This window comes from Actinacidiphila alni (genome assembly GCF_900112845.1).
GTDB lineage: Bacteria > Actinomycetota > Actinomycetes > Streptomycetales > Streptomycetaceae > Actinacidiphila > Actinacidiphila alni.
Map to the genome: position 1 here is coordinate 134,640 of NZ_FONG01000012.1, position 25,910 is coordinate 160,549.

Sequence of the window (25,910 nt, forward strand, 5' to 3'; positions counted from 1 at the left end):
TGGGCGAATGCGACACGAGGACACGGAATTCGTCGGGGGCCCGCTGGACGGGCGGGTGCTCGCGGTGCTCACCGGGACGACCGGGCAGCCGCCGCGGACCTACAGCGTGCCCGTGCCCGCGCCGGAGGGCGGCCCGCCGACGGTGCACCTCTACCACCGCGAGCCGAGCCCCGGGCCGCGCGGCGCCCGCCGTACCCGCTGGGTGTTCGTCTACGACCCGGAGGGCGAGCGGCCCGACGGCCTCAAGTGGCCGTGGAGCAGGAGCGCGCACGGAAAGGCGTGACCGCGCGTGCCGTGACCTCCGGTGACGTGAACGTCGGTGAAACGTGAACGATCCGGGAGCGATCATCCTCCTTACTGGTCCGGACCATTGACATGATTGGTCTGGACCTGTTTGCTGCCCGGTGACATGCGCCGTCCTTCACCGAAGGAGCATCCCCCCATGCTCTCCACCGCACTGCGCACCAGACCCAGAACCTTCATCGCCGCCTCCGCCACGCTCGCCGCCGCGACCGCGCTCGGCGGACTCGTGGCACTGGCCCCGTCCGCCAGCGCGGGCGAATTCCTCACCAACGGCGGCTTCGAGACCGGTGGCCTGTCCGGCTGGAGCTGCGACGCGGGCACCGCCACCGTCGTCAGCGGCCAGGCGCACAGCGGCAGTTACGCGCTCCAGGGCACGCCGAGCGCGAGCGGCACCGCCCAGTGCAAGCAGACCGTCTCCGTCGCGCCCAGCACCACGTACACCCTGACCGCCCAGGTCAAGGGCTCCTACGTCTACCTCGGCGTGGACGGCGGCGCGAGCACCTGGACGCCCGGAACGGGCAGCGGCTACGCCCAGTTGAGCGTCTCCTTCACCACCGGCGCGAGCCAGACCAGCGCCGCGGTCTTCGTGCACGGCTGGTACGGGCAGCCCGCGTACCTCGCCGACGACATCTCGCTCCAGGGACCGGGCAGCGGCACCACGACGCCGCCGACCACACCTCCCACCACTCCCCCGACGACCCCGCCCACCACTCCTCCGACCACGCCGCCCACGACCCCGCCGACGACTCCCCCGACCTCGCCGCCGCCGTCCGGCGACCTGCCCACGCACGCGCTGGTCGGCTATCTGCACGAGACCTTCGCCAACGGCTCGGGCTACACCAAGCTGGCGGACGTGCCGGACAGTTGGGACATCATCGACCTGGCCTTCGGCGAGACCAGCTCGCCGACCTCCGGGCAGATCCACTTCAACCGCTGCTCGGTCAGCGAGTGCCCGTCGGTGGAGTCCGACGCCGATTTCAAGGCCGCGATCAAGGCCAAGCAGGCCAAGGGCAAGAAGGTGCTGCTGTCCATCGGCGGCGCCAACGGCGAGGTCCAGCTCACCACCACGGCGGCGCGTGACGCCTTTGTCTCCTCGGTGAGTTCGATCATCGACCAGTGGGGCCTCAACGGCATCGACATCGACTTCGAGGGCCACTCGCTGTCCCTGAACACCGGTGACACCGACTTCAAGAACCCGACCACCCCGGTGATCGTGAACCTGATCTCGGCGGTGAAGTCGCTCAAGGCCAGGTACGGCAGCGGCTTCGTGCTGACGATGGCGCCGGAGACCTTCTTCGTGCAGAACGGCTACCAGTTCTACGGCTCGGGCCCCTGGAACGGCCAGGACCCGCGCTGCGGCGCCTACCTGCCGGTGATCTACGCGCTGCGCGGCGACCTGACGCTGCTGCACGTCCAGGACTACAACTCCGGCCCGATCATGGGCCTGGACAACCAGTACCACACCATGGGCGGCGCGGACTTCCACATCGCGATGACCGACATGCTGCTCACCGGCTTCCCGGTGGCCGGCAACACCGCCAACATGTTCCCGGCGCTGGCCCCCTCCCAGGTGGCCATCGGCATGCCCGCCTCGGTCAACGCGGGCAACGGCTACGTCGCCCCGTCCCAGGTCGACCAGGCACTGGACTGCCTGACCAAGAAGACCAACTGCGGCGGCTACACCACCCACGGCACCTGGCCCTCGCTGCGCGGCCTGATGACGTGGTCGATCAACTGGGACCGCTTCAACAACGGCGAGTTCCAGAACAACTTCGACAGCTACTTCGGCTGACCGCCGAGTAGTTCCCCGCCGGGGGACCCATACGCGTACGGCCCGGCCGCCGAGGGCGGTGACCGGGCCGTACGCTTTTTGCTGCCCGCGCACGCGAGTTCAGCTCGTCGTGTCCGAAGGTCCGACCTCGTCCTCGGGTCGCCCAACACCGACCCGATCACCTCGATGCCGCTGGGCAACGGCTCGCCGGGCGTGGCCGCCTGGGCGGCCGGCGGCTTCACCGCCCCGCGCCCGCCGAGGGCGCGACCGTCACCGCGACGCCGGAGGTCACCGGTACGGCGGAGCCCGGTGCGACGGTGGCCGTGACGGACGGCGGCGCGCCGGTCTGCTCGGCCACGGCGGCCGACGCCCCCGGCCGGGGCACTGCGGCCGGAGACGGGTTACGGACAGGTGATCGGGGGGCAAAGGTCACCTTGGCGGGTGACCGGGTTGGGCGGAATCGCCCATTCCCCCTGTCGAACATATGACAGTTCGTGGCAGGATGCGGAACGCGTAGCGTGTTACCCGCCGGTTACGGGAGATGAGGGGTAGTCAGTGACCCGAGGTGCCAGGAGGTGGCTGCGCTCCGCCGCGGTCTGCGGAACCCTGCTCGCGGCGGCGGCCCTCGCCCTGCCGGCCCAGCAGGCGGCGGCCCGGCCGTACGACCCGCCGCCCGCCGCGCCCGCGGTCTCCCTGCCCGATCTGCTGACCACCCTCCAGACGCTCTACGCGCAGACGGAGAGCGCCACCGAGTCGTACAACAAGGCCAAGGAGGCCGCGGACCAGCAGAAGGCCAAGGCCGACACGATCGACGCGCAACTGGCCGACCAGCGGGTCTCGGTCGCCGACAAGCGCGACGAGGTCGGTCTGATGGCCCGGCAGATGTACAAGGACGGCAGCGTCTCGCCGTACCTGTCGATGCTCACCGGCCAGACCCCACAGGACTTCTTCGGCCAGCGGCACGTCCTGGACCGGGCCGCCGACCACCAGCAGGACGTGCTCGACGAGCTGACCAGCGGCGAGCGGAAGCTGTCCGAGCTGAACACCCAGGCCCAGCAGGCGCTCGACAAGGCGCAGAGCGCGCTCGCCGTCCAGCAGGCCAGGAAGACCACCGTCGAGCGGCACCTCAAGCAGGTCGAGTCGATACTGGCCGGCCTGTCCGGCGTGCAGATCGACCAGCTGCAGACGCTGGAGGAGAAGGGCGTCAACAAGGCGCAGCAGGACTTCCTGGACTCCAAGGCGCTCGGTGACAACGCCGACAGCCGGCTGCCGTCCGACGCCGGCAAGCGGGCCATCGCCTACGCCTTCATGCAGCTCGGCAAGCCGTACGTGTGGGGCGCGCAGGGCCCGGACTCCTTCGACTGCTCGGGGCTGACCTCGCAGTCCTGGCTGCACGCCGGGGTGCCGATCCCGCGCACCAGCCAGGAGCAGTGGGCGCAGCTCCCGCACGTGCCGCTGGAGCTGCTGCGCCCCGGCGACCTGGTGATCTACTTCTCCGGCGCCACCCATGTGGCGATCTACATCGGCAACGGCCTGGTCATCCAGGCGCCGCGCCCCGGCTCGGTGGTGAAGGTCTCGCCGATCGCCGCCAACCCGATACTGGGCGCCGTCCGCCCCGACCTCGGCAAGGCCCCGGCCAAGGACTACACGCTGCCGAAGATCCCCGAGCAGGCGGAGCAGCCGACGCCCTTCCGCCCGCAGGTGACACCGCCGGCGCCGCGCAGTACGTCCAAGGGGACCGGCGCCGGCAAGGCCAAGGGCGGCACGGGCAGCACCCCGCCCGCGCACCCGGTGACGCCGACGCCGGGCGAGAGCACCCCGCCGGTGAAGACGACCCCGACGCCGACGCCCACGCCGACCGGCACTCCGACCGACCCGGCGACCCCGCCGCCCGGCGACCCGGCCTCGCCCACGCCGACCGCCACCGACGGCGGCTGACGGCACCTGCCCGGGGCCGGGTCCCGGCGGCCGGCGACTGGTGGCCGGCGACTGGTGGCCGACTGCTACGCGGCGGGACCGGCCGCGGCCTGCACCTCGGCCAGATACGCCCCGGCCAGCTCCGGGTCGAAGAACCACCGCTCGTAGTCGGCCGGGTCGTCGAAGCCGTTGGCGAACCGGTCGGCGACCGGCTGGAGGCCGCCCGCGGCGCCGATCAGCCCGAGCACATGCTCCGGCGGCGGCGCCAGCATCGCGTTGGTCCACTTGGTGACCGGCGCCGCGTGGTTCCAGTAGCGGTCGAAGGCGCTCTGCATCCAGTCCCGGTCGAAGGGCTCGGCGCCGCGCTCCACGATGCTCGCCAGGTACGAGGCCGCACATTTGGCGGCGTTGTTGGAACCCTGGCCGGTGATCGGGTCATTGGCCACCACGACGTCCGCGACGCCCAACACCAGCCCGCCGGAGGGCAGTTCACCGATCGGCCGGCGCACGGTGGGGGCGTAGCGGCCGGCCAGCGTGCCGCCCGCGTCGGTCAGCTCCACCGAGCGGGCCCGGTCGTACTCCCACGGGACGAACCGCCGCATCAGCTCCAGCGTCAGCCGCAGGTGCTCGGCCGGGTCCTTGATGCCCTGGAAGACGTCGACCGGGCCGCCGGGCACGCCCTCCCAGAACAGGATGTCGGCGGGGCCCGAGGTGGTCAGGGTCGGCATCACGAAGAGTTCGCCGACGCCCGGCACGAGATTGCACCGCACGGCCAGGAAGTCGGGGTGCTCGGGCCGCGGCCCGAGGCCGTGCACATAGGAGACGGCGAGGGCCCGCTGCGGGGCGTCGTAGGGCGAACGCGCCGCGTCCCTGCGGAACATGGAGACGATCTCGCCCTTGCCGGCCGCGACCAGCACCAGGTCGTAGGCGCGGGCGAAGTAGTCCAGGTCGGAGACGGCCACGCCGTGGATGACCAGCTTGCCGCCGCGTTCGGTGAAGGTCTCCATCCAGCCGGCCATCTTCACCCGCTGGTCGACGGACTGGGCGTGACCGCGCAGCCTGCCGACCCAGTCGATGGCGCGGCCGGCGTCGGGCGCGGACACCGAGACGCCGAGGCCCTCGATCCGCGGCGCCTGGTCCTCCCAGAAGTTCAGGCCGAGGTCGCGCTCGTGCTGCAGCGCGGTGGCGAACATGCACTGGGTGGACATCACCCGGCCGGTGCGTATCTCGTCGGCCGTGCGGTTGGACATCACGGTGACGTCGTAGCCGTGGGACTGGAGTCCCAGGGCGAGTTGGAGCCCGGCCTGACCGGCTCCGACGATGAGTATCTTGCGCAAGGCGGCTCGCTTCGGGTCGACGGACATTCGTACGGTGTGCTGTGCACTGCGTGCTGTGCGCTGCGTGCTGCCTGCCGCGTGCTGTGAGAGGGCGGCAACAACGGCCGCTACAGGGGCTGTTCCGACAGGGCGTGTCCGACCAGCGCCAGCAGTGCCTCCACCACTGAATACCGCTTGCGAGCGTCTATCACCAATACGGGGATGTGGGTGGGTACGGCCAGCGCCTCGCAGACGTCGTCCGGGGTGTACTCGGCCGTGCCCTCGAACTGGTTGACCGCGACCGTGTACGGCAGGCCCGTGCCCTCGAAGTAGTCCAGCGCGGGGAAGCAGTCGGCCAGCCGCCGGGTGTCGGCGAGCACGACCGCGCCGATCGCGCCGCGCACCAAGTCGTCCCACATGAACCAGAAGCGCTGCTGGCCCGGCGTGCCGAACACATAGAGCACCAGGTCCTGGTCGAGGGTGATCCGGCCGAAGTCCATGGCCACCGTGGTGGTGGTCTTGTCCGGGGTGGCCGCGAGGTCGTCGACGGCCTCGCTGGCCTGCGTCATCACCGCCTCGGTGGTGAGCGGGGCGATCTCGGAGACGGCACCGACGAAGGTGGTCTTGCCCACGCCGAAGCCGCCCGCCACCACGATCTTGGTGGAGACCGGCGCCCGGCCGCGTTCCTTCTGCCAGTCCTGCAGGCCGTCCTGCTGGTCAGAGCCGGCGAAGTCCACTGAGCACCCTTTCGAGCAGCGCGCGGTCGGGACCGCCGGGCCCGTGCCCGGTTCCGTACACGCGAATCCTTCCCTGGTCGGCCAGGTCGCTGATCAGTACGCGGACGACGCCGAGCGGCATCCGCAGGAGCGCGGAGATCTCGGCCACCGACCGCATCCTGCGGCACAGTTCGACGATCGCCCGCAACTCCGGCATCACGCGTTCCGCCCAGTCGCCCCTGGTGAGGGCGAGCTGTTCACCCGGTCCGTCGACGGTGGCCACGAACGTCTCGACCATGAGCACATGGCCGAAGCGGGTGCGACCTCCGGTCAAAGCGTACGGGCGAACGCGCGCGGTGCGCCGGTCGGCTCCGCGTCGGGGCAGCGACGGCATCAGCGGGCACTCTCCAGGGCGTGGCGCAATTCGGTGCGCAGTGCGGGGGTCAGGACATGTCCGGCGCGACCGACGAACAGGGCCATGTGGTACGCGATGACGCTCATGTCGCAGTCGGGGCCGCCGTGCACGCCCAGCAGCGAGCCGTCGCTGATCGACATCACGAACAGGGCGCCGTCGGCCATCGCGACGGTGGTCTGCCGGACCCGGCCGCCGTCCATCAGCTTGGCGGCGCCGACGGTCAGCGAGGCGAGTCCCGAGACGACGGCGGCGAGGTCGCCGCGGTGGGCACCGGCCGCCTTGCCGGGGGCTCTGCGGGGGGCCGGCAGGGCGGGGTCGGCGCCGGAAGGGTCCTGTCCGGCCGCCGAGGCGGCGGAGTGCGAACTGATCAGCGGCAGGCCGTCGGAGGAGACCACGGCGACCGAGCGGACCCCGGGCACCTCCTCGACGAAGCTCTGCAGCAGCCATTGGAGATTGCGCGCCTCATGACTCAAGTCCTTCGTTTGCGTGCCGACCGCGTTCAACGGGTCGCCTCCTCAACGGTTTCGGCTGGGCCTGCGTCCCCCTGGTCGTCCCCCCGCACGTCCGGCACGTCCTGCGTGTCGCGCACGTCCTGCGTGTCCGTCGTCGTGGTCGTGGCCGCGGCGCCCTCCACCGCTGGTCCCCGTGCTCCTGTCGCCGTGCGTCCGGTCAGCTCCGCCGACAGCGGGAACGAACCGGTGCTGATCTCCTCCTCGACATCCCTGCGGCCGGCCCGCAGTCCCCGCTGCAGTCCGCCCAGTCGCTGCCGCAGTGCCTCGGCGTCGACCGGTCCCCCGTGCTGCGGCTCGCGCACCGCGGGCTCACCGGTCAGACCGCTGCTGCGCGGCGTCCGCTGCGGCAGCCCCTTGGCCGTGAGGCTGCCCCCGGCCGGCGCGACGGGCGGGTCGGCCGGGACGGGTGAGGACACCCTACGGTGCCGGGGCCGGGTAGGAACCGGTTGCTGCGTCACATCATCGCCGTCGGGCGCCGGTCGCGCGTGCTCGGCGACCGGCGCGGGCGCGAACGCGGCCGCGGCCGCGGGCGCGGGCGCGGCTGCCGGTGCTTCCCCGGCGGGCAACTCCGCCTCCACGGGCAGCGGTTCGCCCGCGAGCGCCGCCTCCACCGGGGTGGCGGGCGGCTCGTCGGGCTCCGCGGCCGGCAGCAGGACGCGGGGCAGCACGACGACGGCCGCGGTGCCGCCGAGCTTCTGCGGCCGCAACTGCACCCGGATGCCGTGCCGGTGGGCGAGCCGGGAGACCACGTACAGGCCCATGCCGGAGACGGTGCCGGGCGGCGCCGGATCGGGGTCGGCCAGGACCGCGTTCAGCTCGGCCAGCCGCTCGGGCGGTACGCCGATGCCCGCGTCCTCGACGGAGAGCATCACCTCGCCGCCCTCCAGCAGCCAGCCGGACACATGGACCTCGGCGTGCGGGGCGGAGAACGAGGTGGCGTTGTCCAGCAGTTCGGCCAGCAGGTGGCTGAGGTCGTCGGCGGCGCGGCCCGCGACCCGGGCGACGGCGAGCACCTGGATCCGGATCCGCTCGTAGCGCTCCACCTCGGATATGGCGGCGCGGGCCACGTCGACCAGCGGGACCGGGCGGGCGGCGGCGCCGTGGCTGTGCTCGGTGCCGGTGAGGACCAGCAGATTCTCGCTGTTGCGGCGTATCCGGGTGGCGAGGTGGTCCAGCTTGAAGATCGTCTCCAGCCGTTCCGGGTCCTGCTCGTTGTCCTCCATGCCCTCGATGAGGGCGAGTTGACGCTCGACCAGGCCCAGGGTGCGCAGGCCGAGATTGACGTGGGTGAGCTGGGCGGCGCCCTCGGCGGATGCGGCGGCCAGCCGCCGGGTCAGGTCGTCCTGGGCGCGCAGCAGTTCGTCCTGGCGGCGCAGCAGCGCGTCCCGCTCGGCGGAGAGCGCGCCGTGCACGCCGAGGGAGCGGGTGCGGTCGGCGGTGAGGTCGGCGGCGCGGGCGCGCAGCGCGTGCGCCTCCTGGGTCAGCGCGTTGGCGCGGCGGGCGACCGCGGCGAATTCGTCGGAGCCGATCACCTCCACGCCCTGGCCGCTGTCGGGTTCGGCGCGCGACCAGCGGTGCAGGGCGGCCAGCGGCCGGGTGACCCCACGGAAGGCGGTGACCAGGACGGCCACCAGGAGCAGCAGGCACAACGCGGTGAGTCCGGCGCGCAGTTCGAGCGAGGTGACGTGGTCGTCGCGGTCGTGGGCGGCGGCCGCGGCCTCGTCGGTGGCGGCGGACGCCTCGACCGTACGCATCAGGCCGATCCGGGCGGTCAGCGCCGCGTTGACCGGCTTGGCGCCCAGGTCCCGGTCGGCGCGGGTGAGTTCGGGGCCGTCGAGGAGGGCGGCGAGGTCGCGGTCGGCCTGCGCGGTGTCGGCGCCGGTGACGGTGCTGTCGTACCGGCCGCGCAGGCCGGCCGGGGCGGTGGCGCGGAATTCGGTGAGCGCCGCCTGCTCCTGGACGTGCGCGACCTGGGCGGCGGCGGTCAGATCCGGCTGGCCGCCGCCCGCGGTGAGCGCGGAGACCAGCAGTCCGCGCTGGACGGCGGCGGCGTCCACAGCCCGGCCGAGCGGCGAGGTGACCGGGCCCGCGGTCCTGCCGAGGGCGTCGATCAGCGGCTGGTAGGCGGTGACGACGCTCTGCGGGCCGCCCGTGCCGCCGAGCGCCCGCTGCCGGATGCCGGGCAGCGCGGCGAGCGCGGTGCGCAAGTCCGCCGGGGCGTCGGCGGTGACGTCCGCGACCTGGCGGTCCACCCGGGAGCGGCTGGATTCGGGGAGCCCGCCGCCCTTTTCGCCCTGCCGGCCGTCGGCGGCGAAGTAGGCGAGGTCGTCGCGCTCGTCGGCGAGGAAGTGGGCGAGCACGGTGGCGCGGGTGGTGAGCTGTGCGGCGTCCGCCCGGTCCTGGGCCCGGGACAGGTCGCGGACCGCCAGGGCGACGCCGGGGACGGCGGCGGCCAGGACGGTGACGGCGCAGACGAGCAGGGCGGCGAGCAGGCGCTGCCGGACCCTCCGCTGACGCGGTTGACGTCGTTCACGCAACTTCGGTGCTCGCAATCACGTATCGCCGGCGGGGCCCGGGGGTCTCCCCCCAGGGAATATGCAGAAGCTCTCCGACCCTTGCAGCCCCGCCCGGAGGGGTGCCACGCGTCGTCCCCCCGGACACTCGAACGAGTGAATCGCAACGATGAGTTGACCGACAAGTCCGGCGGCCGGGGGGACACTTCGCCCCTCCGGGACGGCACTGGCGCGGTGCGGTGAGCTTTGGCAGGATGCCCGCCCGCAGCCGATGATCAGTGCGGTCCGTACCAATTCCCGTGGTCGTGGGGGGTGCGGGTTTTCGAACGCCGACGGGCGCTCCTGCACACTGGCCGCATGCGCATCGAGACGGCCACCGCGCCCGGCACCCCCGACCGTCCGAACGAGGACTTCGTTTCCGTGGCCCTGCCCGCTTCCGGGCGGGGCGGCGCGCTGGTGCTGCTGGACGGGGTGACACCGCCGCCGGACAACGGGGACTGTGTGCACTCGGTGCCGTGGTTCACCGCGCGGCTCGGCGGGGCGCTGCTCGAACTGTCCGTTTCCCGGCCGGAGTCGGCGCTCGCCGACGTCCTGTCCGCCGCGATCGCCCGCACCGCGGCGGCGCACAGCGACACCTGTGATCTTTCTCACCCGCTGACTCCGCAGGCCACGGTGGTGCTGGCCCGCTGGGACGAGGAGCGGGTCGAGCACTTGGTGCTGTCGGATTCCGCGCTGCTGCTCCGGGCGCCGGACGGCGTGGTCACCCCGGTGCTCGACGACCGGATCGACCGGCTGCGGGCGACGGGCGTACGGGTGGGGCCGCTGCGCAATCTGGAGGGCGGTTTCTTCACCGCCGCCGCCGATCCGGCCGTGGCCGCGCGGGCGGTGACCGGCCGCACACCGCGCACCGCCGTAGGGGCGCTGGCCGCGCTCACCGACGGAGCCGCCCGTACCGTCGAGGTGTTCGGCGACGACGGCTGGACGGATGTGTTCGACCTCCTCCGCAAGGCGGGCCCCGACGCCCTGATCGCCCGCGTACGGTCCCGCGAGGACGCCGAGGAATTCCCGTCCGGGAAGCGGCACGACGACGCAACCGTCGCCCTTGTGGAGCTGTGACGTCAGGACGCCGTCCCCATCGCGGCCCGTTTTCACAGCTCGCCGCCGCGACGGCTGCGCGCGCAGTTCCTCGCGCCCCTGACAGGGCGCACCACCGGCGCAGAGCGACAGCTCTCGGGGCAGAAGCGAGCCGCAGGCTATTCCTCGTTGTTGAGGCGCTGGAGGAGGCGGGCGAGTTCGGCGACGTCGGAGCGGTCCCAGGCGGTGAGCTGGCGCAGATAGCGTTCGCGACGGGCGGTGCGGACCCGGGCGAAGCGCTCGCGGCCCTCGGCGGTGAGCCGCATCAGGAAAGCGCGGCCGTCGGCGGGGTCGGGCTCGCGGGTGACCAGGCCCAGCTCCTCCATGGCACGCAGCTGGCGGCTCATGGTGGCCTTGCCGACGCCGAAGTACGCGGCCAGTTCGGTGGCCCGCTCCGGCTCGGTCTCCTCCAGCCGGACCAGCAGACCGTACGCGGCCGGCTCCAGCTCCGGGTGGACGGCGCGGGCGAGTTCGCCCGAGGCGGCCCGGGCGCGCCGGAAGAGCACGGTCAGTTCACGCTCCAGGGCGTCCATGGCGGTGCCGGGCCCGTCCGTCCGCCCGCATCCCCCGGCCACTTCCGCCGCACGTCCCGCCTCGTTCACACCGCTCCCGCTTTCAACGCCTGAAAATTTCCTTCACTCACGGTTGTTCCCGCAGCACGTCAAGTATTTCGCAGGCGTAGACCAACGGCGGTTCCCTGGCCCTCTTTCACGCGGGGTCATCGGCCCCTTACCTTCTGCCTGTCATGGCCACTCCAAGGCCATGCCGAGTCCCCACCCTGGAGGCACGCATGTCCCACGGAGATCTCTCCGTCGTGCACGGCCCGGACTCTCTCCGGAAGAGGCTCGGCCTGCTGGCCGGTCTGTTCGTCACGATGCTCGCGATGGTGATGGTGCTGCCCGGTACCGCCCACGCGGCGGGCAAGGGCCACCTGACCCACCCCGAACTCGACTGGATGGGCTCCACCGTCCGGGCCCACGAGGGCTCCGGCGCCTCCGCGGCCCCGGCCGGTACGGTCACCCCGATGGCCGCCCAGACGCCCGGCATGGACGTCTCCGGCTACCAGGGCAACGTCAACTGGGCCTCGGCGTGGGCCAACGGCGGCAAGTTCGTCTACATCAAGGCGACCGAGAGCACGTCGTACACCAACCCGTACTTCACCCAGCAGTACAACGGCTCCTACAACGTCGGCATGATCCGCGGCTCCTACCACTTCGCCACCCCGGACACCTCGGGCGGCGCCACGCAGGCGGACTACTTCATCGCCCACGGCGGCGGCTGGTCGGCGGACGGCAAGACGCTGCCGGGCGCGCTGGACATCGAGTACAACCCGTACGGCGCGACCTGCTACGGCTTGAGCCAGGCCAGCATGGTCAGCTGGATCCACGCCTTCGCCAACGAGTACCACGCCCGTGAGGGCGTGTACCCGGTGATCTACTCCACCTACGACTGGTGGGCGACCTGCACGGGCAACAACGGCGGCTTCGCCACCACCAGCCCGTTCTGGATCGCGAAGTACTCCAGCACTCCGGGCACGCTTCCGGCGGGCTACGGCTTCCAGACCTTCTGGCAGTTCGCCGACTCCGGCACCTTCCCGGGCGACCAGGACCGCTTCAACGGCGACCTCTCCCGCCTCCAGGCCCTCGCCCTGGGGTAGCCCCGGACACGACGGTTCCCCGCACCCCTCCTTTGGGGTGCGGGGAACCGTCGTACCCAACCGTCACGCGGCCAGCGGCACCTCGGCGGCGGCGGACTCCAGGGCCAGCGCCAGCACTTGGCGGACGTCGCTGACCGGGTGGACGTCGAGGGCCGAGAGGATCTCGGCGGGGACGTCGTCCAGATCCGCCTCGTTCCGCTTCGGGATCACGATGGTGGTGATCCCGGCCCGGTGCGCGGCCAGCAGCTTCTGCTTCACCCCGCCGATCGGCAGCACCCGCCCGGTCAGGGACACCTCACCGGTCATGGCGACGTCGGTACGGACCCGGCGCCCGCTGAGCAGCGAGGCCAGCGCGGTGGTCATGGTGACACCGGCGCTCGGCCCGTCCTTCGGCACCGCGCCCGCGGGCACGTGCAGATGGACACCGCGCTCCTTCAGGTCGCCGACCGGCAGCTCCAGTTCCGCGCCGTGCGACCGCAGGAAGGAGAGCGCGATCTGCGCGGACTCCTTCATCACGTCGCCGAGCTGCCCGGTGAGCTGGAGCCCGGAACCGCCGGTCTCCGGGTCGGCCAGCGACGCCTCGATGTAGAGCACGTCACCGCCCGCGCCGGTGACCGCCAGCCCGGTGGCCACGCCCGGCACCGCCGTACGCCGCTCCTGCGGGTCCTGCGCGGACTCCGGTACGTGGTGCGGCCGGCCGATCAGCGCCCGCAGGTCGTCCGCGCCGACCGTGAACGGCAGTTCCTGGTCGCCCAGTTCGTGCCGGGCCGCGATCTTCCGCAGGATCCGGGCGACGGTGCGCTCCAGATTGCGGACGCCCGCCTCGCGGGTGTACTCGCCCGCCAGCCTGCGCAACGCGTCCTCGTCCAGGGCCACTTCGTCCGTGTCCAGGCCGGCCCGCTCCAACTGGCGCGGCAGCAGGTGGTCGCGGGCGATGACGACCTTCTCGTCCTCGGTGTAGCCGTCCAGCCGCACCAGCTCCATCCGGTCGAGCAGCGGCTCGGGGATGGCCTCCAGGACGTTGGCGGTGGCCAGGAACACCACGTCGGACAGGTCGAGTTCGACCTCCAGGTAGTGGTCGCGGAAGGTGTGGTTCTGCGCCGGGTCCAGGACTTCGAGCAGCGCCGCCGACGGGTCGCCCCGGTAGTCGGAGCCGACCTTGTCGATCTCGTCCAGCAGCACCACCGGGTTCATCGACCCGGCCTCCTTGATGGCCCGCACGATCCGGCCGGGCAGCGCGCCGACGTACGTACGCCGGTGGCCGCGGATCTCCGCCTCGTCGCGGACGCCGCCGAGCGCCACGCGGACGAACGTGCGGCCCATCGCGCGCGCCACGGACTCACCCAGCGAGGTCTTGCCGACCCCGGGCGGCCCGACGAGCGCCAGCACCGCTCCGCCGCGGCGTCCGCCGACCAGGCCGAGGCCGCGGTCGGCGCGCCGCTTGCGGACCGCCAGGTACTCGGTGATGCGCTCCTTGACGTCCTCCAGGCCGGAGTGGTCGGCGTCCAGCACGGCGCGGGCGCCGGCGACGTCGTAGGTGTCCTCGGTCGTGGTGCTCCACGGCAGTTCCAGGACGGTGTCCAGCCAGGTGCGGATCCAGGAGCCCTCGGGAGAGGCGTCCGAGGAGCGCTCCAGCTTCTCGACCTCCTTCAGGGCCGCCTCGCGGACCTTGTCCGGCAGGTCGGCGGCCTCGACGCGGGCCCGGTAGTCCTCGGACTCGTTCTCCGGGTCGCCGTTCAGCTCGGCCAGTTCCTTGCGGACGGCCTCCATCTGCTGGCGGAGCAGGAATTCGCGCTGCTGCTTCTCCATCCCCTCCTGGACGTCCTTGCGGATGGTCTCCGCCACGTCCTGCTCGGCGAGGTGGTCGCGCAGCCACTGGGTGGCCAGCTTCAGCCGGGCCACCGGGTCGATCGTCTCCAGCAGCTCGACGCGCTGCTCGGAGGTGAGATACGGGGAGTAGCCGGAATTGTCGGCGAGCTGGGACAGGTCGTCGATCTGCTGGACCCGGTCCACCACCTGCCAGGCGCCGCGCTTGCGCAGCCAGCTGGTGGCCAGCGCCTTGTACTCCTTCATCAGCTCGGCGACCGTGCCGGGCGACTCGGCGGGCACCGGCTCCTCGACGGTCGTGCCCTCCACCCACAGCGCGGCGCCGGGGCCGGTCGTGCCGGACCCGATCCGCACCCGTGAACGGCCCCGGATCACGGCCCCGGGGTCGCCGTCGGACAGCCGGCCGACCTGCTCGACCGTACCGAGCACGCCGATCCCGGCGTAGCTGCCGTCCACGCGGGGAACGAGCAGCACCCTCGGCTTGTTGTCACCCTCGCCGGCTCCCGAGCCGGCGGCGGCCTGCGCGGCTTCCACCGCGGCCCGCGCCTCCGCGTCCGACAGATCGACCGGCACGACCATGCCCGGCAGAACGACCTCGTCGGACAGGGGCAGCACGGGCAGAGTGAGCGTAGTGGGCGTCGAAGCCATGATCTCCCCTTCGGCAATCAAGTTGAGCTATGCCGACTCAATGCTCGGGAGACTCCGAATGTTCCCCACGCCGCGTTCGCTCTGAGCGATCCCGGGATCCCCCCAAGGTCCCGGTCCGCTCCGGTGGCTCCGGTGGCTCCGGTGGAAGCCCCGCCGCCCGCGGCGGTGCCGCGGACCAGCGCGCGGCGCGGATCAGCGCGTGGCGCGGATCAGCGCGTGGCGCGCAGGAAGGCCGACGTGGACACCCGGCCCAGCAGCTCGAACCGGGACTCCCCGGTCGACAGGTACTTGTCGGCCGCCTCCTGGACGCCCGGCCAGGCCGCGTCGCCGTAGTCGTCGAGCACGACGATGCCGCCGGGCGCGGCGATCTTCTCCGCCCATTCCAGGTCGGCCATGACGCCCTCGGCCGAGTGGTCGCCGTCGACGATGATCACGCCGTACTCCCGGTCGGACACCGCGGCCTGCACCTCGGGGTCGCCGGAGAAGCCCTGCTCTATCCGCGCCCGCTCGCCGGCCTTGCCGCCGAGCGCCAGATTGGCCCGGACCACGTCCATCCGCACCGGCGTGCCGGTGGGCTCGCCGATCGGCTGGGCGCCGGGCTGCAGCTGGGTGCCGGCCAGCGGGTCGACGATGGTCAGCCGGGCCTCGACGCCGGCGCGGTGCAGCATCCGCATCAGGGCGGCGGAGAAGAGGCCGTGCAGGGTGCCGATCTCCAGCACGTCCTCGTTGGGCGGGTCGAGCAGCGGCACCGTGGCGAGCTTGCCGCAGATGTTGTAGGTGGAGCCGGCGAGCCGGCCGACCGCGAGCGCCTCCAGCGCGATGACGTTGCGGAAGGCGATCGTCACATTGCGCCGGGCGTCGGCGGGGGTACGGCCACTGACCTGCACCATTTCCCGCACCAGGGTGTCGATCCTGGCAGGGGTGGGCAGCCGGCTGCCGCTGCGGCCGGTCTTGTCGAAGAGCAGTCCCATGGCGAACTGCTGATCGCCCAGCTCGGTGACGCGCTGCCGCACCGCGGCGAATTCGGCGAGCTGGGCCTTGCGGTCCTTCTCGAACTCTTTGCGGAGTTTGGAGGCGGAGCTCTGCACGCGCCGGTCCACCAGCGCGGCAGCGGGAGCGAGGACCCGCCTGGCCAGTCGGTTCTTCAATAGGGAGGACATGCGCGGAACTTACGCCGCTGTCCGGCCCACCGGACCATCCCCTGATGCAAAGAAGGTGAAGTTCTGCGGGCGCGCATATGAACGGGCCATGGCGAAGTCGCCGTTTTAAGGTCACGTCAGGGTGCCGGGTCCGCCAAACTGACCGTATGACCCTCCAATACTCCACCCTCGACGGGAGTGCCGGCGACCACCCTCCCGTCGTGCTCGACCGGCGGGAAGGCCCGTACGGCGAGGTGGTGCTGCGGCGGCACGGCGGGCTCCTCCAGATCATCGCGAACGGATGTTTCCTGATGGACACCTCCGACGGGAGGTCGGAGCGGCTCCTCGTTGACGCGGCCCTGGAATCGCTCGACGGCGACGGCGACAGCAACGACGGCGGCGACGGCGCCGGCCGCTCGGTGCTGATCGGCGGCCTCGGCGTCGGCTTCTCCCTCGCGCACGCCGCCGCGCAGCCGCGCTGGGAGCGGATCACCGTGGTGGAGCGGGAGCCGGCCGTCGTCGAGTGGCACCGCGACGGGCGGCTGGCGCCGTTCTCGGCGGGCGCGCTGGACGACCCGCGGGTGTCGGTGGTGGAGCGCGACCTGCTGGCGTACCTGGCCGAGCCGGGCGAGCGCCACGACGCGCTGTGCCTGGACATCGACAACGGCCCGGACTGGACGGTCACCGACGACAACAGCGGTCTGTACGGTCCCGCCGGTCTCGCGGCCTGCCGGAACCGGCTGGCTCCGGGCGGCGTCCTTGCGGTGTGGTCGGCGCGACCGTCGGCCGGTTTCGAGGACGCGCTGCGGTCCGCGGGCTTCTCCGGAGTACGCACTCTGGAGGTGGAAGTGACGCGTGGGGTTCCCGATGTCGTGCACCTGGCAACCAAGGCCGCATAGTCAGGGCCGCCACCTGCCCCGTAGGCTCCCCCGTAACCAGGACGACCTTGTGGGGCGGAATTGGACAGCACGCAGACGACGGGCACGCAGCGCCGGGTGCTGGTGGTCGAGGACGACCAGACCATCACGGAGGCCATCGCGGCCAGGCTGCAGGCCGAGGGTTTCCAGGTACGGACGGCGGGCGACGGCCCGTCCGCGGTGGAGGCCGCCCACTCCTGGCAGCCCGACCTGCTGGTTCTCGACGTGATGCTGCCCGGTTACGACGGTCTCGAGGTGTGCCGCCGGGTGCAGGCCGACCGGCCGGTCCCGGTGCTGATGCTCACCGCGCGCGACGACGAGACCGACATGCTGGTCGGGCTGGGCGTCGGCGCCGACGACTACATGACCAAACCGTTCTCCATGCGCGAGCTGGCGGCCCGGGTGCACGTCCTGCTGCGCCGGATGGAGCGCGCCTCCATCGCCGCCCACGACCCGCGCGGCGCCAGCATGCAGCTCGGCGACCTGGAGATCGACCACGCGCAGCGCCGGGTCCGGGTCAGGGGCGCCGATGTGCATCTGACGCCGACCGAGTTCGAGCTGCTGGTCTGCCTGGCGCAGCAGCCGCGCGCGGTGCTCTCGCGGGAGCAGCTGCTCGCCGAGGTGTGGGACTGGGCGGACGCCTCCGGCACCCGCACCGTCGACAGCCACGTCAAGGCGCTGCGCCGCAAGATCGGCGCCGAGCGGATCCGTACCGTGCACGGCGTGGGCTACGCGCTGGAGACCCCGGCGCCATGACCACGCGCGACGCCGTACGCGGCGGCCCCGTACGGCGGGCGACGGTCCGCCGGTGGTCCGCGCGGCGGTGGCGGCGGCGCTGGCGCGCGCTGTGGAACCGGGTGTGGGAGGGGCTGCGGCCCTGGGACCCGCTGCGCTCCATCAAGGCCGCGCTCCAGCTGCTGGTGATCGTCTCGGTGCTCATCACCACCCTGCTGGTGATCGTGGCCATCCACTCCGAGACCGAGCTGCGGGTCATCACGATCTTCTCGATCATCGCCTCGCTGCTGCTCACCCAGATCGTCGCCAACGGGCTGACCGCGCCGCTGCGCGAGATGACGGCCGTCGCCAAGGCGATGGCCGGCGGCGACTACAGCCGCCGGGTGGCGCGCCGCCGCAGGGACGAGGTCGGGGAGCTGGCCGAGACCTTCAACCAGATGGCCGCCGACCTGGCGGCGGTCGACCGGCACCGCAAGGAGCTGGTGGCGAATGTCTCGCACGAGCTGCGCACCCCGATCGCCGCGCTGCGGGCCGTGCTGGAGAACGTGGTGGACGGCGTCTCGGCCGCCGACCCGGACACGATGCGGCTGGCACTCCAGCAGACCGAGCGGCTCGGCAAGCTGGTGACCCAGCTGCTGGACCTGTCCCGGCTGGACAGCGGCGCGGTACGGCTGGACGCCAAGCCCTTTGAGGTGTGGCCGTATCTGTCGGCGGTGCTGCGCACCGCGAGCCTGGGTATGGAGGGCACCCGCGCCACCGGCTCGCGCTCCCGGCCGCGCGCCGACGTCCATCTGCACCTGGACGTGTCGCCCCCGGAGCTGACGGCGTACGCCGACGGCGAGCGGCTGCACCAAGTGGTGGCCAATCTGGTCGACAACGCGGTCAAGCACAGCCCGCCCGGCGGCCGGGTGACCGTACGGGCCCGGCGCGGCGGGGCGCCCGGCAGCCTCGATCTGGACGTGCGCGACGAGGGTCCCGGCATCCCCGAGGCCGACCGCACCCGGGTCTTCGACCGCTTCCACCGCGGCGCCCACCCGGGCGGCGACGGCGGTACGGGTCTGGGCCTGGCGATCGCGCGCTGGGCGGTGGACCTGCACGGCGGCCGGATCGAAGTGGCCGAATCCCCGGTGGGCTGCCGTATTCACGTCAGCCTTCCGGGTGTCTCCGCGGCGCAACCTTGACCTACGCTTGACCGGGGTCCGCACCACGTGTCCGGCGGGCCGTCCGCACAGCCGTTCGCCCACCATGCGCGCGGCTGACCGAACGACCCCCAAGAGGGATCAATTTCCCGCCAGGATCACCTCCGAAACCAGTCTTCGGGTGTGACATGCGCGACGTAAGGGCCCCAGACCTGCATCGACCCCTCCGGTAGGCGTAGCCTTTATTTCCGCTGTCCACCATCTTGTGAAGCGGAAGAGGGCGGTTGCCGCCGTGTCGCCACAGTCCCCCAATAGCTCTAGTGTCTCGACCGACCACCAAGCGCAGGGCGAAGGCCCCGCAGCGGGTTTCGGCCCGAACGAGTGGCTCGTCGATGAGATCTACCAGCAGTACCTCCAGGATCGGGACTCGGTAGACCGAGCCTGGTGGGACTTCTTCGCCGACTACAAGCCGGACGGCTCGGCCGAGCCGTCGGCCGCCCCCGGCGAGGGCGGCGCCTCCGGCGCCGCAGCCCGGGCGAAGGCTCCCGCCGAGCCCACGGCGAGCACCGCCGCCCCCGTACAGCCCGGCGCCAACGGCGCCCCCGTGGCGGCCCCCGCGCCGGCACCGGCCGCTCCCGCCGCCAAGCCCGCTCAGGTCCCGGCGCCCGCCCCGGCCGCCGCCGCGCCCGCAGCTCCCGCGAAGCCGGCCGCCCCGGCGAAGCCCGCCGCGGCCAAGCCGGCCGCAGCGGCCGAGCCGGAGACCGAGTACGTGACACTGCGCGGCCCGGCCGCCGCCGTCGCGAAGAACATGAACGCCTCGCTGGAACTGCCGACCGCCACCTCGGTCCGCGCCATCCCGGTGAAGCTGCTGTTCGACAACCGCATCGTCATCAACAACCACCTCAAGCGCGCCCGCGGCGGCAAGGTCTCCTTCACGCACCTCATCGGCTACGCGATGGTGCAGGCGCTCAAGGCGATGCCGTCGATGAACCACCACTTCGCGGAGAAGGACGGCAAGCCGACGCTGGTCAAGCCCGACCACGTCAACCTGGGCCTGGCCATCGACCTGGTGAAGCCCAACGGCGACCGCCAGCTGGTCGTCGCGGCCATCAAGAAGGCCGAGACGCTGAACTTCTTCGAGTTCTGGCAGGCCTACGAGGACATCGTCCGCCGCGCCCGCAACGGCAAGCTGACGATGGACGACTTCTCCGGCGTCACCGCCTCGCTGACCAACCCCGGGGGCCTGGGCACCGTGCACTCGGTGCCGCGCCTGATGCCCGGGCAGTCGATGATCCTCGGCGTCGGCTCGATGGACTACCCGGCCGAGTTCCAGGGCACCTCGCAGGACACCCTGAACAAGCTGGGCATCTCCAAGGTCATGACGCTGACCAGCACCTACGACCACCGGGTGATCCAGGGCGCCGCCTCCGGCGAATTCCTGCGGATCATGAACCAGCTGCTGCTCGGCGAGAACGACTTCTTCGACGACATCTTCGCCGCGCTGCGCATCCCGTACGAGCCGGTCCGCTGGCGCACCGACATCGACACCGCGCACGACGACGACGTCACCAAGGCCGCGCGGGTCTTCGAGCTGATCCACTCCTACCGGGTCCGCGGCCACGTCATGGCCGACACCGACCCGCTGGAGTACCGCCAGCGCAAGCACCCCGACCTGGACGTGCTGGAGCACGGCCTGACGCTGTGGGACCTGGAGCGCGAGTTCGCGGTCGGTGGCTTCGCGGGGAAGTCACTGATGAAGCTGCGGGACATCCTCGGTGTGCTGCGCGACTCGTACTGCCGCACCGTCGGCATCGAGTTCATGCACATCCAGGACCCCAAGCAGCGCAAGTGGATCCAGGACCGGATCGAGCGCCCACACGCCAAGCCCGAGCGCGAGGAGCAGCTGCGCATCCTGCGCCGGCTGAACGCGGCCGAGGCGTTCGAGACCTTCCTGCAGACGAAGTACGTCGGCCAGAAGCGCTTCTCGCTGGAGGGCGGCGAGTCCGTCATCCCGCTGCTGGACGCGGTCATCGACGCGGCGGCCGAGTCGCGGCTCGACGAGGCCGTGATCGGCATGGCGCACCGCGGCCGGCTGAACGTGCTGGCGAACATCGTCGGCAAGTCGTACGCGCAGATCTTCCGCGAGTTCGAGGGCAACCTCGACCCGAAGTCGATGCACGGCTCCGGCGACGTGAAGTACCACCTGGGCGCCGAGGGCACCTTCACCGGTCTGGACGGCGAGCAGATCACCGTCTCGCTGGCCGCCAACCCCTCGCACCTGGAGACGGTCGACCCGGTCATCGAGGGCATCGCCCGCGCCAAGCAGGACATCATCAACAAGGCGGGCACCGACTTCACGGTGCTGCCGATCGCACTGCACGGCGACGCGGCCTTCGCGGGCCAGGGCGTGGTCGCGGAGACGCTCAACATGTCGCAGCTGCGCGGCTACCGCACCGGCGGCACCGTGCACGTGGTGATCAACAACCAGGTCGGCTTCACCGCCGCCCCGGAGTCCGCGCGCTCGTCGATGTACTGCACCGACGTGGCCCGGATGATCGAGGCGCCGATCTTCCACGTCAACGGCGACGACCCGGAGGCCGTGGTCCGCGTGGCGCGGCTGGCCTTCGAATTCCGGCAGGCGTTCAACAAGGACGTCGTGATCGACCTGATCTGCTACCGCCGCCGCGGGCACAACGAGTCGGACAACCCGGCGTTCACCCAGCCGCTGATGTACGACCTGATCGACAAGAAGCGCTCGGTGCGCAAGCTCTACACCGAGTCGCTGATCGGGCGCGGCGACATCACGCTGGAAGAGGCCGAGCAGGCCCTTCAGGACTACCAGGGTCAGCTGGAGAAGGTCTTCACCGAGGTCCGCGAGGCGGCGTCCGCGCCGGCCGCGAGCCACGAGGCCCCCGCCCAGCAGGAGTTCCCGGTGGCCGTGCCGACCGCGGTCTCCGCCGAGGTCGTCAAGCGGATCGCCGAGTCGCAGGTCAACATCCCCGAGCACGTCACCGTCCACCCGCGGCTGCTGCCGCAGCTCCAGCGCCGCGCGGCGATGGTCGAGGACGGCACGATCGACTGGGGCATGGGCGAGACGCTGGCGATCGGTTCGCTGCTGCTGGAGGGCACCCCGGTCCGGCTCGCGGGCCAGGACTCGCGGCGCGGCACCTTCGGCCAGCGGCACGCGGTGCTGATCGACCGGGAGACCGGCGAGGACTACACCCCGCTGCTGTACCTGTCCGAGGACCAGGCCCGGTACAACGTCTACGACTCGCTGCTCAGCGAGTACGCGGCGATGGGCTTCGAGTACGGCTACTCGCTGGCCAGGCCCGAGGCGCTGGTGCTGTGGGAGGCGCAGTTCGGCGACTTCGTCAACGGCGCGCAGACCGTGGTGGACGAGTACATCACCGCGGCCGAGCAGAAGTGGGGCCAGACCTCCGGCGTCACGCTGCTGCTGCCGCACGGCTACGAGGGCCAGGGCCCGGACCACTCCTCGGCCCGGATCGAGCGCTTCCTCCAGCTGTGCGCGCAGAACAACATGACGGTCGCCACCCCGACCACCCCGGCCAACTACTTCCACCTGCTGCGCTGGCAGGTGCACAACCCGCACCACAAGCCGCTGATCGTCTTCACCCCGAAGTCGATGCTCCGGCTCAAGGCGGCGGCGTCGAAGGCCGAGGACTTCACCTCGGGCCAGTTCCAGCCGGTGATCGGCGACAGCGCGGTGGAGCCGGAGGCGGTCCGCAAGGTCGTCTTCTGCTCCGGCAAGGTCTACTACGACCTGATCGCCGAGCGGGAGCGGCGTGGCGCCGACGACGTGGCGTTCATCCGCATCGAGCGGCTGTACCCGCTGCCGGGTGTGGAGATCCAGTCGGCGATCGCGCCGTACAGCAAGGCGCAGAAGTTCGTGTGGGCGCAGGACGAGCCCGCCAACCAGGGTGCCTGGCCGTTCATCGCGCTCAACCTGATCGACCACCTGGACCTGCTGCTCGGCGCGGCCCCCGACAACGCGGACCGGCTGCGCCGGGTGTCCCGCCCGTCGTCGTCCTCGCCGGCGGTCGGCTCCGCCAAGCGGCACCAGGAGCAGCAGGCGCAGCTCATCGAGGACGTCTTCGCGATCTGAGCGATCCGACGGCCTCTGCACGGTCAACGGCCGGTGGCCCCGTACTCCAACGAGTACGGGGCCACCGGCCGTTGATGGCCGTGCCGCCGGTGCGGGCCGCTACGAGCTGAAGGGCTCGAAGTCCCAGTACGGGCGGGTACGGGAGCGGGCGGCGACCGTGTGCGGGTGCTGTGCGCCCAGGGTGCCGGCCAGCGCCGCGAGCGCCTCCTCCTCGATCTTGTCGGCCTCCTGCCGCTTGCGCAGATTGCGCAGGTCGGTGGCGAGCGCGATCCGGCAGGACAGCGTCAGCGGGTGGTGCGGGCCGAGCTGCGCGGCGGCCAGCTCCGCGGTGTCGCGGCTGAGTGCCGCCGCGCTCTCCGGGTCGCCGGAGAAATTGCGGGCGCCGCTGGCGTTGAGCGCGCAGCCCAGCGTCCACGGGTGGTCGGCGCCGACCGCCCGGGTCATGGCCGCCAGCGCGTCCTCGACGGCGATCTGCGACTGCTGCCGCTCCCCCGCCGCGCGCAGCACCAGGCCGTGGTTGCCGAGCGCGCCCGCCGAGAACGGGTGCTTGTCGCCGAGTTGGCCACGGTATTGCGCCAGCACGAATTCGCTGAGGTCCCTGGCCCGGTCGAGGTCGCCGTGCTCCCGCTCGAAGCTGGAGTAGGTGACCGCGACCCGCAGCGTCTGCGGGTCGGTGCCACCGAGCACCCGCTCGCAGCGCTCCAGCAGCCGGCCCATCAGGGCGGCGGCCCGCTGCCGGTCGCCGCCGCGGTAGTAGCACTGCGCGAGATTGTGCTCGGCGCGCAGCGTCTGCGGATTGTCGGCGCCCAGGACGGTGCGGTGGATCTCGGCGTTGCGCTCCTGCACCGAGGTGGCCTCGTCGTAGCGGCCCAGCAGCCGCAGGTCGTGCGCGAAGGAGTTCTCCGAGGAGAGCGTCGAGATGTTGCGGGCACGCAGCAGTTCGCGCCGGATCTCCAGGTTCTGGCCGTCGAGGTCGAGCGCGTCCTGGTAGCGGCCGAGCAGCCGGTAGGTGACGGCGGTGTTGTTCTTGGCGACCAGGGTGAGCGGAGCCTGCTCGCCGACCAGTCGCGTGTAGCCGTCCTGGACGAAGCGGGCCATCTCCAGGCCCTCGTCGTACCGGCCGAGGTTGCGCAGGTCGGCGGCGAGGCCGTTGGCGGCGCGCAGCGTCAGCAGGTCCTGGTCGCCGCGGTCGGCGCGCAGCCTTTCGAAGGCGTCCCGGTCGTACGCCTCGGTGGCGGCGAAGTCGCCCATGGCGCGCATCATGTTGGACCGGTTGTGCACCAGGTCCCACAGCCGCGAGTGGCCGGGCTCCATGAAGCGCGACCATTCCTCGGCCGCCGCGGCGGCGACCCGCAGACCCGCCCGGTACTCGCCCGACAGATACAGGTAGTTGAGGCAGTTGACCACCGTGAGCTGGATGTCGGGGTTGGTGCTGCGCAGCGCGCCGGACGACTCCAGGTGCGGCACGATCTCGGCGTAGCGCGGCCACAGCCGGGTGTCGGTGGGACGGCCGGGGTCGGCGGCGGCCAGGATCTTGCGGACCACCTGGGAGTACGTGTTCTGCTCGGCGGCGGGCATGTCGGCGCGCACCGCCTGGTAGACCAGCCGGTGCATCTGGAGGATCTCGGAGGCGCCGGTCGCCTCGTCGTCCTCGCTCTCCGGCGGGTCGGACTGCACGACCGCCCACTGGGCGAGCTTGCTGATCGCCGCGTTCCACAGCAGCGGGTCGTCCATCAGGCCGGTGAGCTGCTCGGGCAGGTCGCGGATCGGCAGGTCGCGCAGCAGCCGGACCGGGATCGGGCCCGGCGCGAAGAACACGCACAGCCGCAGCAGGTCGACCGCTTCCGGCCGGTCCTCGCGCAGCCGGTTCAGCAGTATCGAGAAGGCGGTGTAGTACGTCATCTGGAAGTCGGCGGCGACCTTGAGGCCGGATTCGACGTCGGCGCCGTGCCGCAGCAGCTCGATGTAGTCGTCGACCGGCATCGAGGAGTCGTTGAGCGCGCCCGCGTTCTGGTCCAGGGCCAGCGCGAGGTCGCCGAGTGCGTCGGCCAGCTTGTCGGCGTCGGCGTCGTCCAGCCGCGGCGCGCGCCGCCGTACGAAGGCGACGCTCTCCATCCGGCTGTAGACCGGGACTTCGATCAGGGCGCTGTTGTGCTCGGCCCATTCGCGGTTCTGCGAGGTGATCAGGACGTGGCCGGGTCCGGTGGGCACCAGGTCGTGCACGTCCTCCGGCTGGTCGGCGCCGTCGAGGACGACCAGCCAGCGGAAGTAGGGGTCGCCGCGGCGCAGCGCGTCGCGCACCGCGCGCAGCCGTTCGCCGTACTCGCGGCCGGTGACCAGGCCGAGGGCGGGGGCCAGGCCCGCCAGCTTCTCGCGCAGGGTGCCGCGCTCGCTGGCCCGCACCCACCACACCGCGTCGTACTCGGGGCCGAAGCGGTAGACGTACTCGGTGGCGATGTGGGTCTTGCCGACGCCGGACAGGCCGTGCAGGGTGGCCACGCCCGCGCCGGGCTCGGCCTGGCTGAGCTGGTTGTGCAGGTCGCCGAGGAGCTGTTCGCGGCCGGTGAAGCGGGTGTTGCGGCGCGGGACGCCGCCCCAGACGGCGGGCTGCTCCAGCGGGAAGCGGGGGCCCGCGGTGCCGCCGAGGGTGTCGGCGGAGGAGGAGCGGGCCGGGGTGATACCGAGCCGGCCGAGCAGCCGGCGTTCTGCCTCGGCGCTGCCCAGGCCCCACAGGTCGGCGGCGCCGAGCGAGGCGACGGCGCTGGGGAGCGCGGCCGGGGTGACCGAAACGGCGGCGAAGCGGTCGCTGTTGGGGGGAACGACCTCGCGCAGCGCGGTGTTCCACTCCTCGTTGGTGCGCGGGCCGAGCCGGAAGTACCACTCGCTGAGCACGATCAGCACACGGCCCTCGGCGAGCAGCAGGTCGCGTAACATCCGGGTGATGTCGTCCCCGGGGTTGCCGTCCCAGCGCTGCAGCGAGACCTGCTGACCGTGGCGTTCGAGTCTCCCGGCGATCCAGGCCGCCCAGGCCCTGTTGTACCCGGCGTAGCTGATCGTGACGATTCCCGGCCCCCGTGCTGCTGCGGCGGCGTTGCGCCCTCCGGCCATGCGAGCGACTCCCTCGTGAT

18 protein-coding genes are annotated in these 25,910 nt (G+C 72.0%); 9 read left to right on the forward strand and 9 right to left on the reverse strand.

Annotated elements, in window-relative coordinates:
• The first annotated feature begins 7 nt into the window (after positions 1 to 7).
• The 3 genes from BM076_RS20905 (at position 8) to BM076_RS20915 (ending at position 4,012) form a co-directional block, all read left to right on the forward strand.
• Entirely contained in the window at positions 8 to 283 is a 276-nt protein-coding gene (locus BM076_RS20905; protein ID WP_093715169.1) for a hypothetical protein, read from the forward strand.
• Between the two features lie 159 nt (positions 284 to 442).
• The gene (locus BM076_RS20910; RefSeq protein ID WP_093715170.1) at positions 443 to 2,095 is read left to right on the forward strand and encodes a chitinase; all 1,653 of its coding nucleotides are present in this window, start codon (positions 443 to 445) and stop codon (positions 2,093 to 2,095) included.
• A gap of 534 nt (positions 2,096 to 2,629) precedes the next feature.
• Positions 2,630 to 4,012: a C40 family peptidase gene (locus BM076_RS20915; protein WP_093715171.1), complete on the forward strand. Its 1,383-nt coding sequence runs from the start codon at positions 2,630 to 2,632 to the stop codon at positions 4,010 to 4,012.
• Positions 4,013 to 4,077: 65 nt separating this feature from the next.
• Here the strand turns inward: BM076_RS20915 and BM076_RS20920 are convergent, their stop codons facing one another.
• The 5 genes from BM076_RS20920 to BM076_RS20940 form a co-directional block, all read right to left on the reverse strand.
• Positions 4,078 to 5,328, reverse strand: coding sequence for a styrene monooxygenase/indole monooxygenase family protein (locus BM076_RS20920; protein WP_093715255.1), 1,251 nt, complete (start codon positions 5,326 to 5,328; stop codon positions 4,078 to 4,080).
• A gap of 107 nt (positions 5,329 to 5,435) precedes the next feature.
• Positions 5,436 to 6,044 carry a GTP-binding protein gene (locus tag BM076_RS20925; protein WP_093715172.1) on the reverse strand — a complete coding sequence of 203 codons (609 nt, stop codon included), beginning with the start codon at positions 6,042 to 6,044 and terminating at the stop codon, positions 5,436 to 5,438.
• Positions 6,025 to 6,417, reverse strand: a complete 393-nt coding sequence (locus BM076_RS20930) for a DUF742 domain-containing protein (protein WP_093715173.1) — start codon at positions 6,415 to 6,417, stop codon at positions 6,025 to 6,027. The genes BM076_RS20925 and BM076_RS20930 overlap by 20 nt, the downstream gene beginning before the upstream one ends.
• Complete coding sequence (locus BM076_RS20935) at positions 6,417 to 6,911, reverse strand: roadblock/LC7 domain-containing protein (RefSeq protein WP_245796180.1); 495 nt, start codon at positions 6,909 to 6,911, stop codon at positions 6,417 to 6,419. Before BM076_RS20935 ends, BM076_RS20930 begins: the two co-directional genes overlap by 1 nt.
• Before the next feature lie 26 nt (positions 6,912 to 6,937).
• Positions 6,938 to 9,487: a sensor histidine kinase gene (locus BM076_RS20940; RefSeq protein WP_245796181.1), complete on the reverse strand. Its 2,550-nt coding sequence runs from the start codon at positions 9,485 to 9,487 to the stop codon at positions 6,938 to 6,940.
• Positions 9,488 to 9,820: 333 nt separating this feature from the next.
• Between BM076_RS20940 and BM076_RS20945 the strand changes: the two genes are divergently transcribed.
• On the forward strand, positions 9,821 to 10,579 hold the full coding sequence (locus BM076_RS20945) for a beta/alpha barrel domain-containing protein (RefSeq protein ID WP_093715175.1): 759 nt from the start codon (positions 9,821 to 9,823) through the stop codon (positions 10,577 to 10,579).
• A gap of 137 nt (positions 10,580 to 10,716) precedes the next feature.
• On the opposite strand, the gene BM076_RS20950 is transcribed toward BM076_RS20945, so the two are convergent.
• Positions 10,717 to 11,130, reverse strand: coding sequence for a MarR family winged helix-turn-helix transcriptional regulator (locus tag BM076_RS20950; RefSeq protein WP_093715176.1), 414 nt, complete (start codon positions 11,128 to 11,130; stop codon positions 10,717 to 10,719).
• Between the two features lie 257 nt (positions 11,131 to 11,387).
• Here BM076_RS20950 and BM076_RS20955 point away from each other — a divergent pair, with 257 nt between their 5' ends.
• Complete coding sequence (locus tag BM076_RS20955; protein ID WP_093715177.1) at positions 11,388 to 12,254, forward strand: lysozyme; 867 nt, start codon at positions 11,388 to 11,390, stop codon at positions 12,252 to 12,254.
• A 63-nt stretch (positions 12,255 to 12,317) separates the two neighbouring features.
• Here the strand turns inward: BM076_RS20955 and lon are convergent, their stop codons facing one another.
• Both lon and BM076_RS20965 read right to left on the reverse strand, forming a co-directional pair.
• Positions 12,318 to 14,729: an endopeptidase La gene (gene lon / locus BM076_RS20960; protein WP_093715178.1), complete on the reverse strand. Its 2,412-nt coding sequence runs from the start codon at positions 14,727 to 14,729 to the stop codon at positions 12,318 to 12,320.
• A 209-nt stretch (positions 14,730 to 14,938) separates the two neighbouring features.
• Positions 14,939 to 15,889, reverse strand: coding sequence for a class I SAM-dependent methyltransferase (locus BM076_RS20965; RefSeq protein ID WP_093715179.1), 951 nt, complete (start codon positions 15,887 to 15,889; stop codon positions 14,939 to 14,941).
• 146 nt (positions 15,890 to 16,035) lie between these two features.
• On the opposite strand from BM076_RS20965, the gene BM076_RS20970 reads away from it, so the two are divergent.
• The 4 genes from BM076_RS20970 to BM076_RS20985 all read left to right on the forward strand — a co-directional run bounded on the left by BM076_RS20970 (position 16,036) and on the right by BM076_RS20985 (position 22,782).
• The gene (locus BM076_RS20970; RefSeq protein WP_093715180.1) at positions 16,036 to 16,767 is read left to right on the forward strand and encodes a spermidine synthase family protein; all 732 of its coding nucleotides are present in this window, start codon (positions 16,036 to 16,038) and stop codon (positions 16,765 to 16,767) included.
• Between the two features lie 60 nt (positions 16,768 to 16,827).
• A complete protein-coding gene (locus BM076_RS20975; protein ID WP_093715181.1) occupies positions 16,828 to 17,541 on the forward strand; it encodes a response regulator transcription factor in 714 nt (237 codons plus the stop codon).
• Complete coding sequence (locus BM076_RS20980; RefSeq protein WP_093715182.1) at positions 17,538 to 18,701, forward strand: HAMP domain-containing sensor histidine kinase; 1,164 nt, start codon at positions 17,538 to 17,540, stop codon at positions 18,699 to 18,701. The genes BM076_RS20975 and BM076_RS20980 overlap by 4 nt, the downstream gene beginning before the upstream one ends.
• Positions 18,702 to 18,951: 250 nt before the next feature.
• Positions 18,952 to 22,782 (forward strand): multifunctional oxoglutarate decarboxylase/oxoglutarate dehydrogenase thiamine pyrophosphate-binding subunit/dihydrolipoyllysine-residue succinyltransferase subunit, encoded by a 3,831-nt coding sequence (locus BM076_RS20985; RefSeq protein ID WP_093715183.1) that lies wholly within the window; start codon positions 18,952 to 18,954, stop codon positions 22,780 to 22,782.
• Positions 22,783 to 22,881: 99 nt separating this feature from the next.
• On the opposite strand, the gene fxsT is transcribed toward BM076_RS20985, so the two are convergent.
• Positions 22,882 to 25,890 (reverse strand): FxSxx-COOH system tetratricopeptide repeat protein, encoded by a 3,009-nt coding sequence (fxsT, locus tag BM076_RS20990; protein WP_093715184.1) that lies wholly within the window; start codon positions 25,888 to 25,890, stop codon positions 22,882 to 22,884.
• Positions 25,891 to 25,910 lie beyond the last annotated feature (20 nt).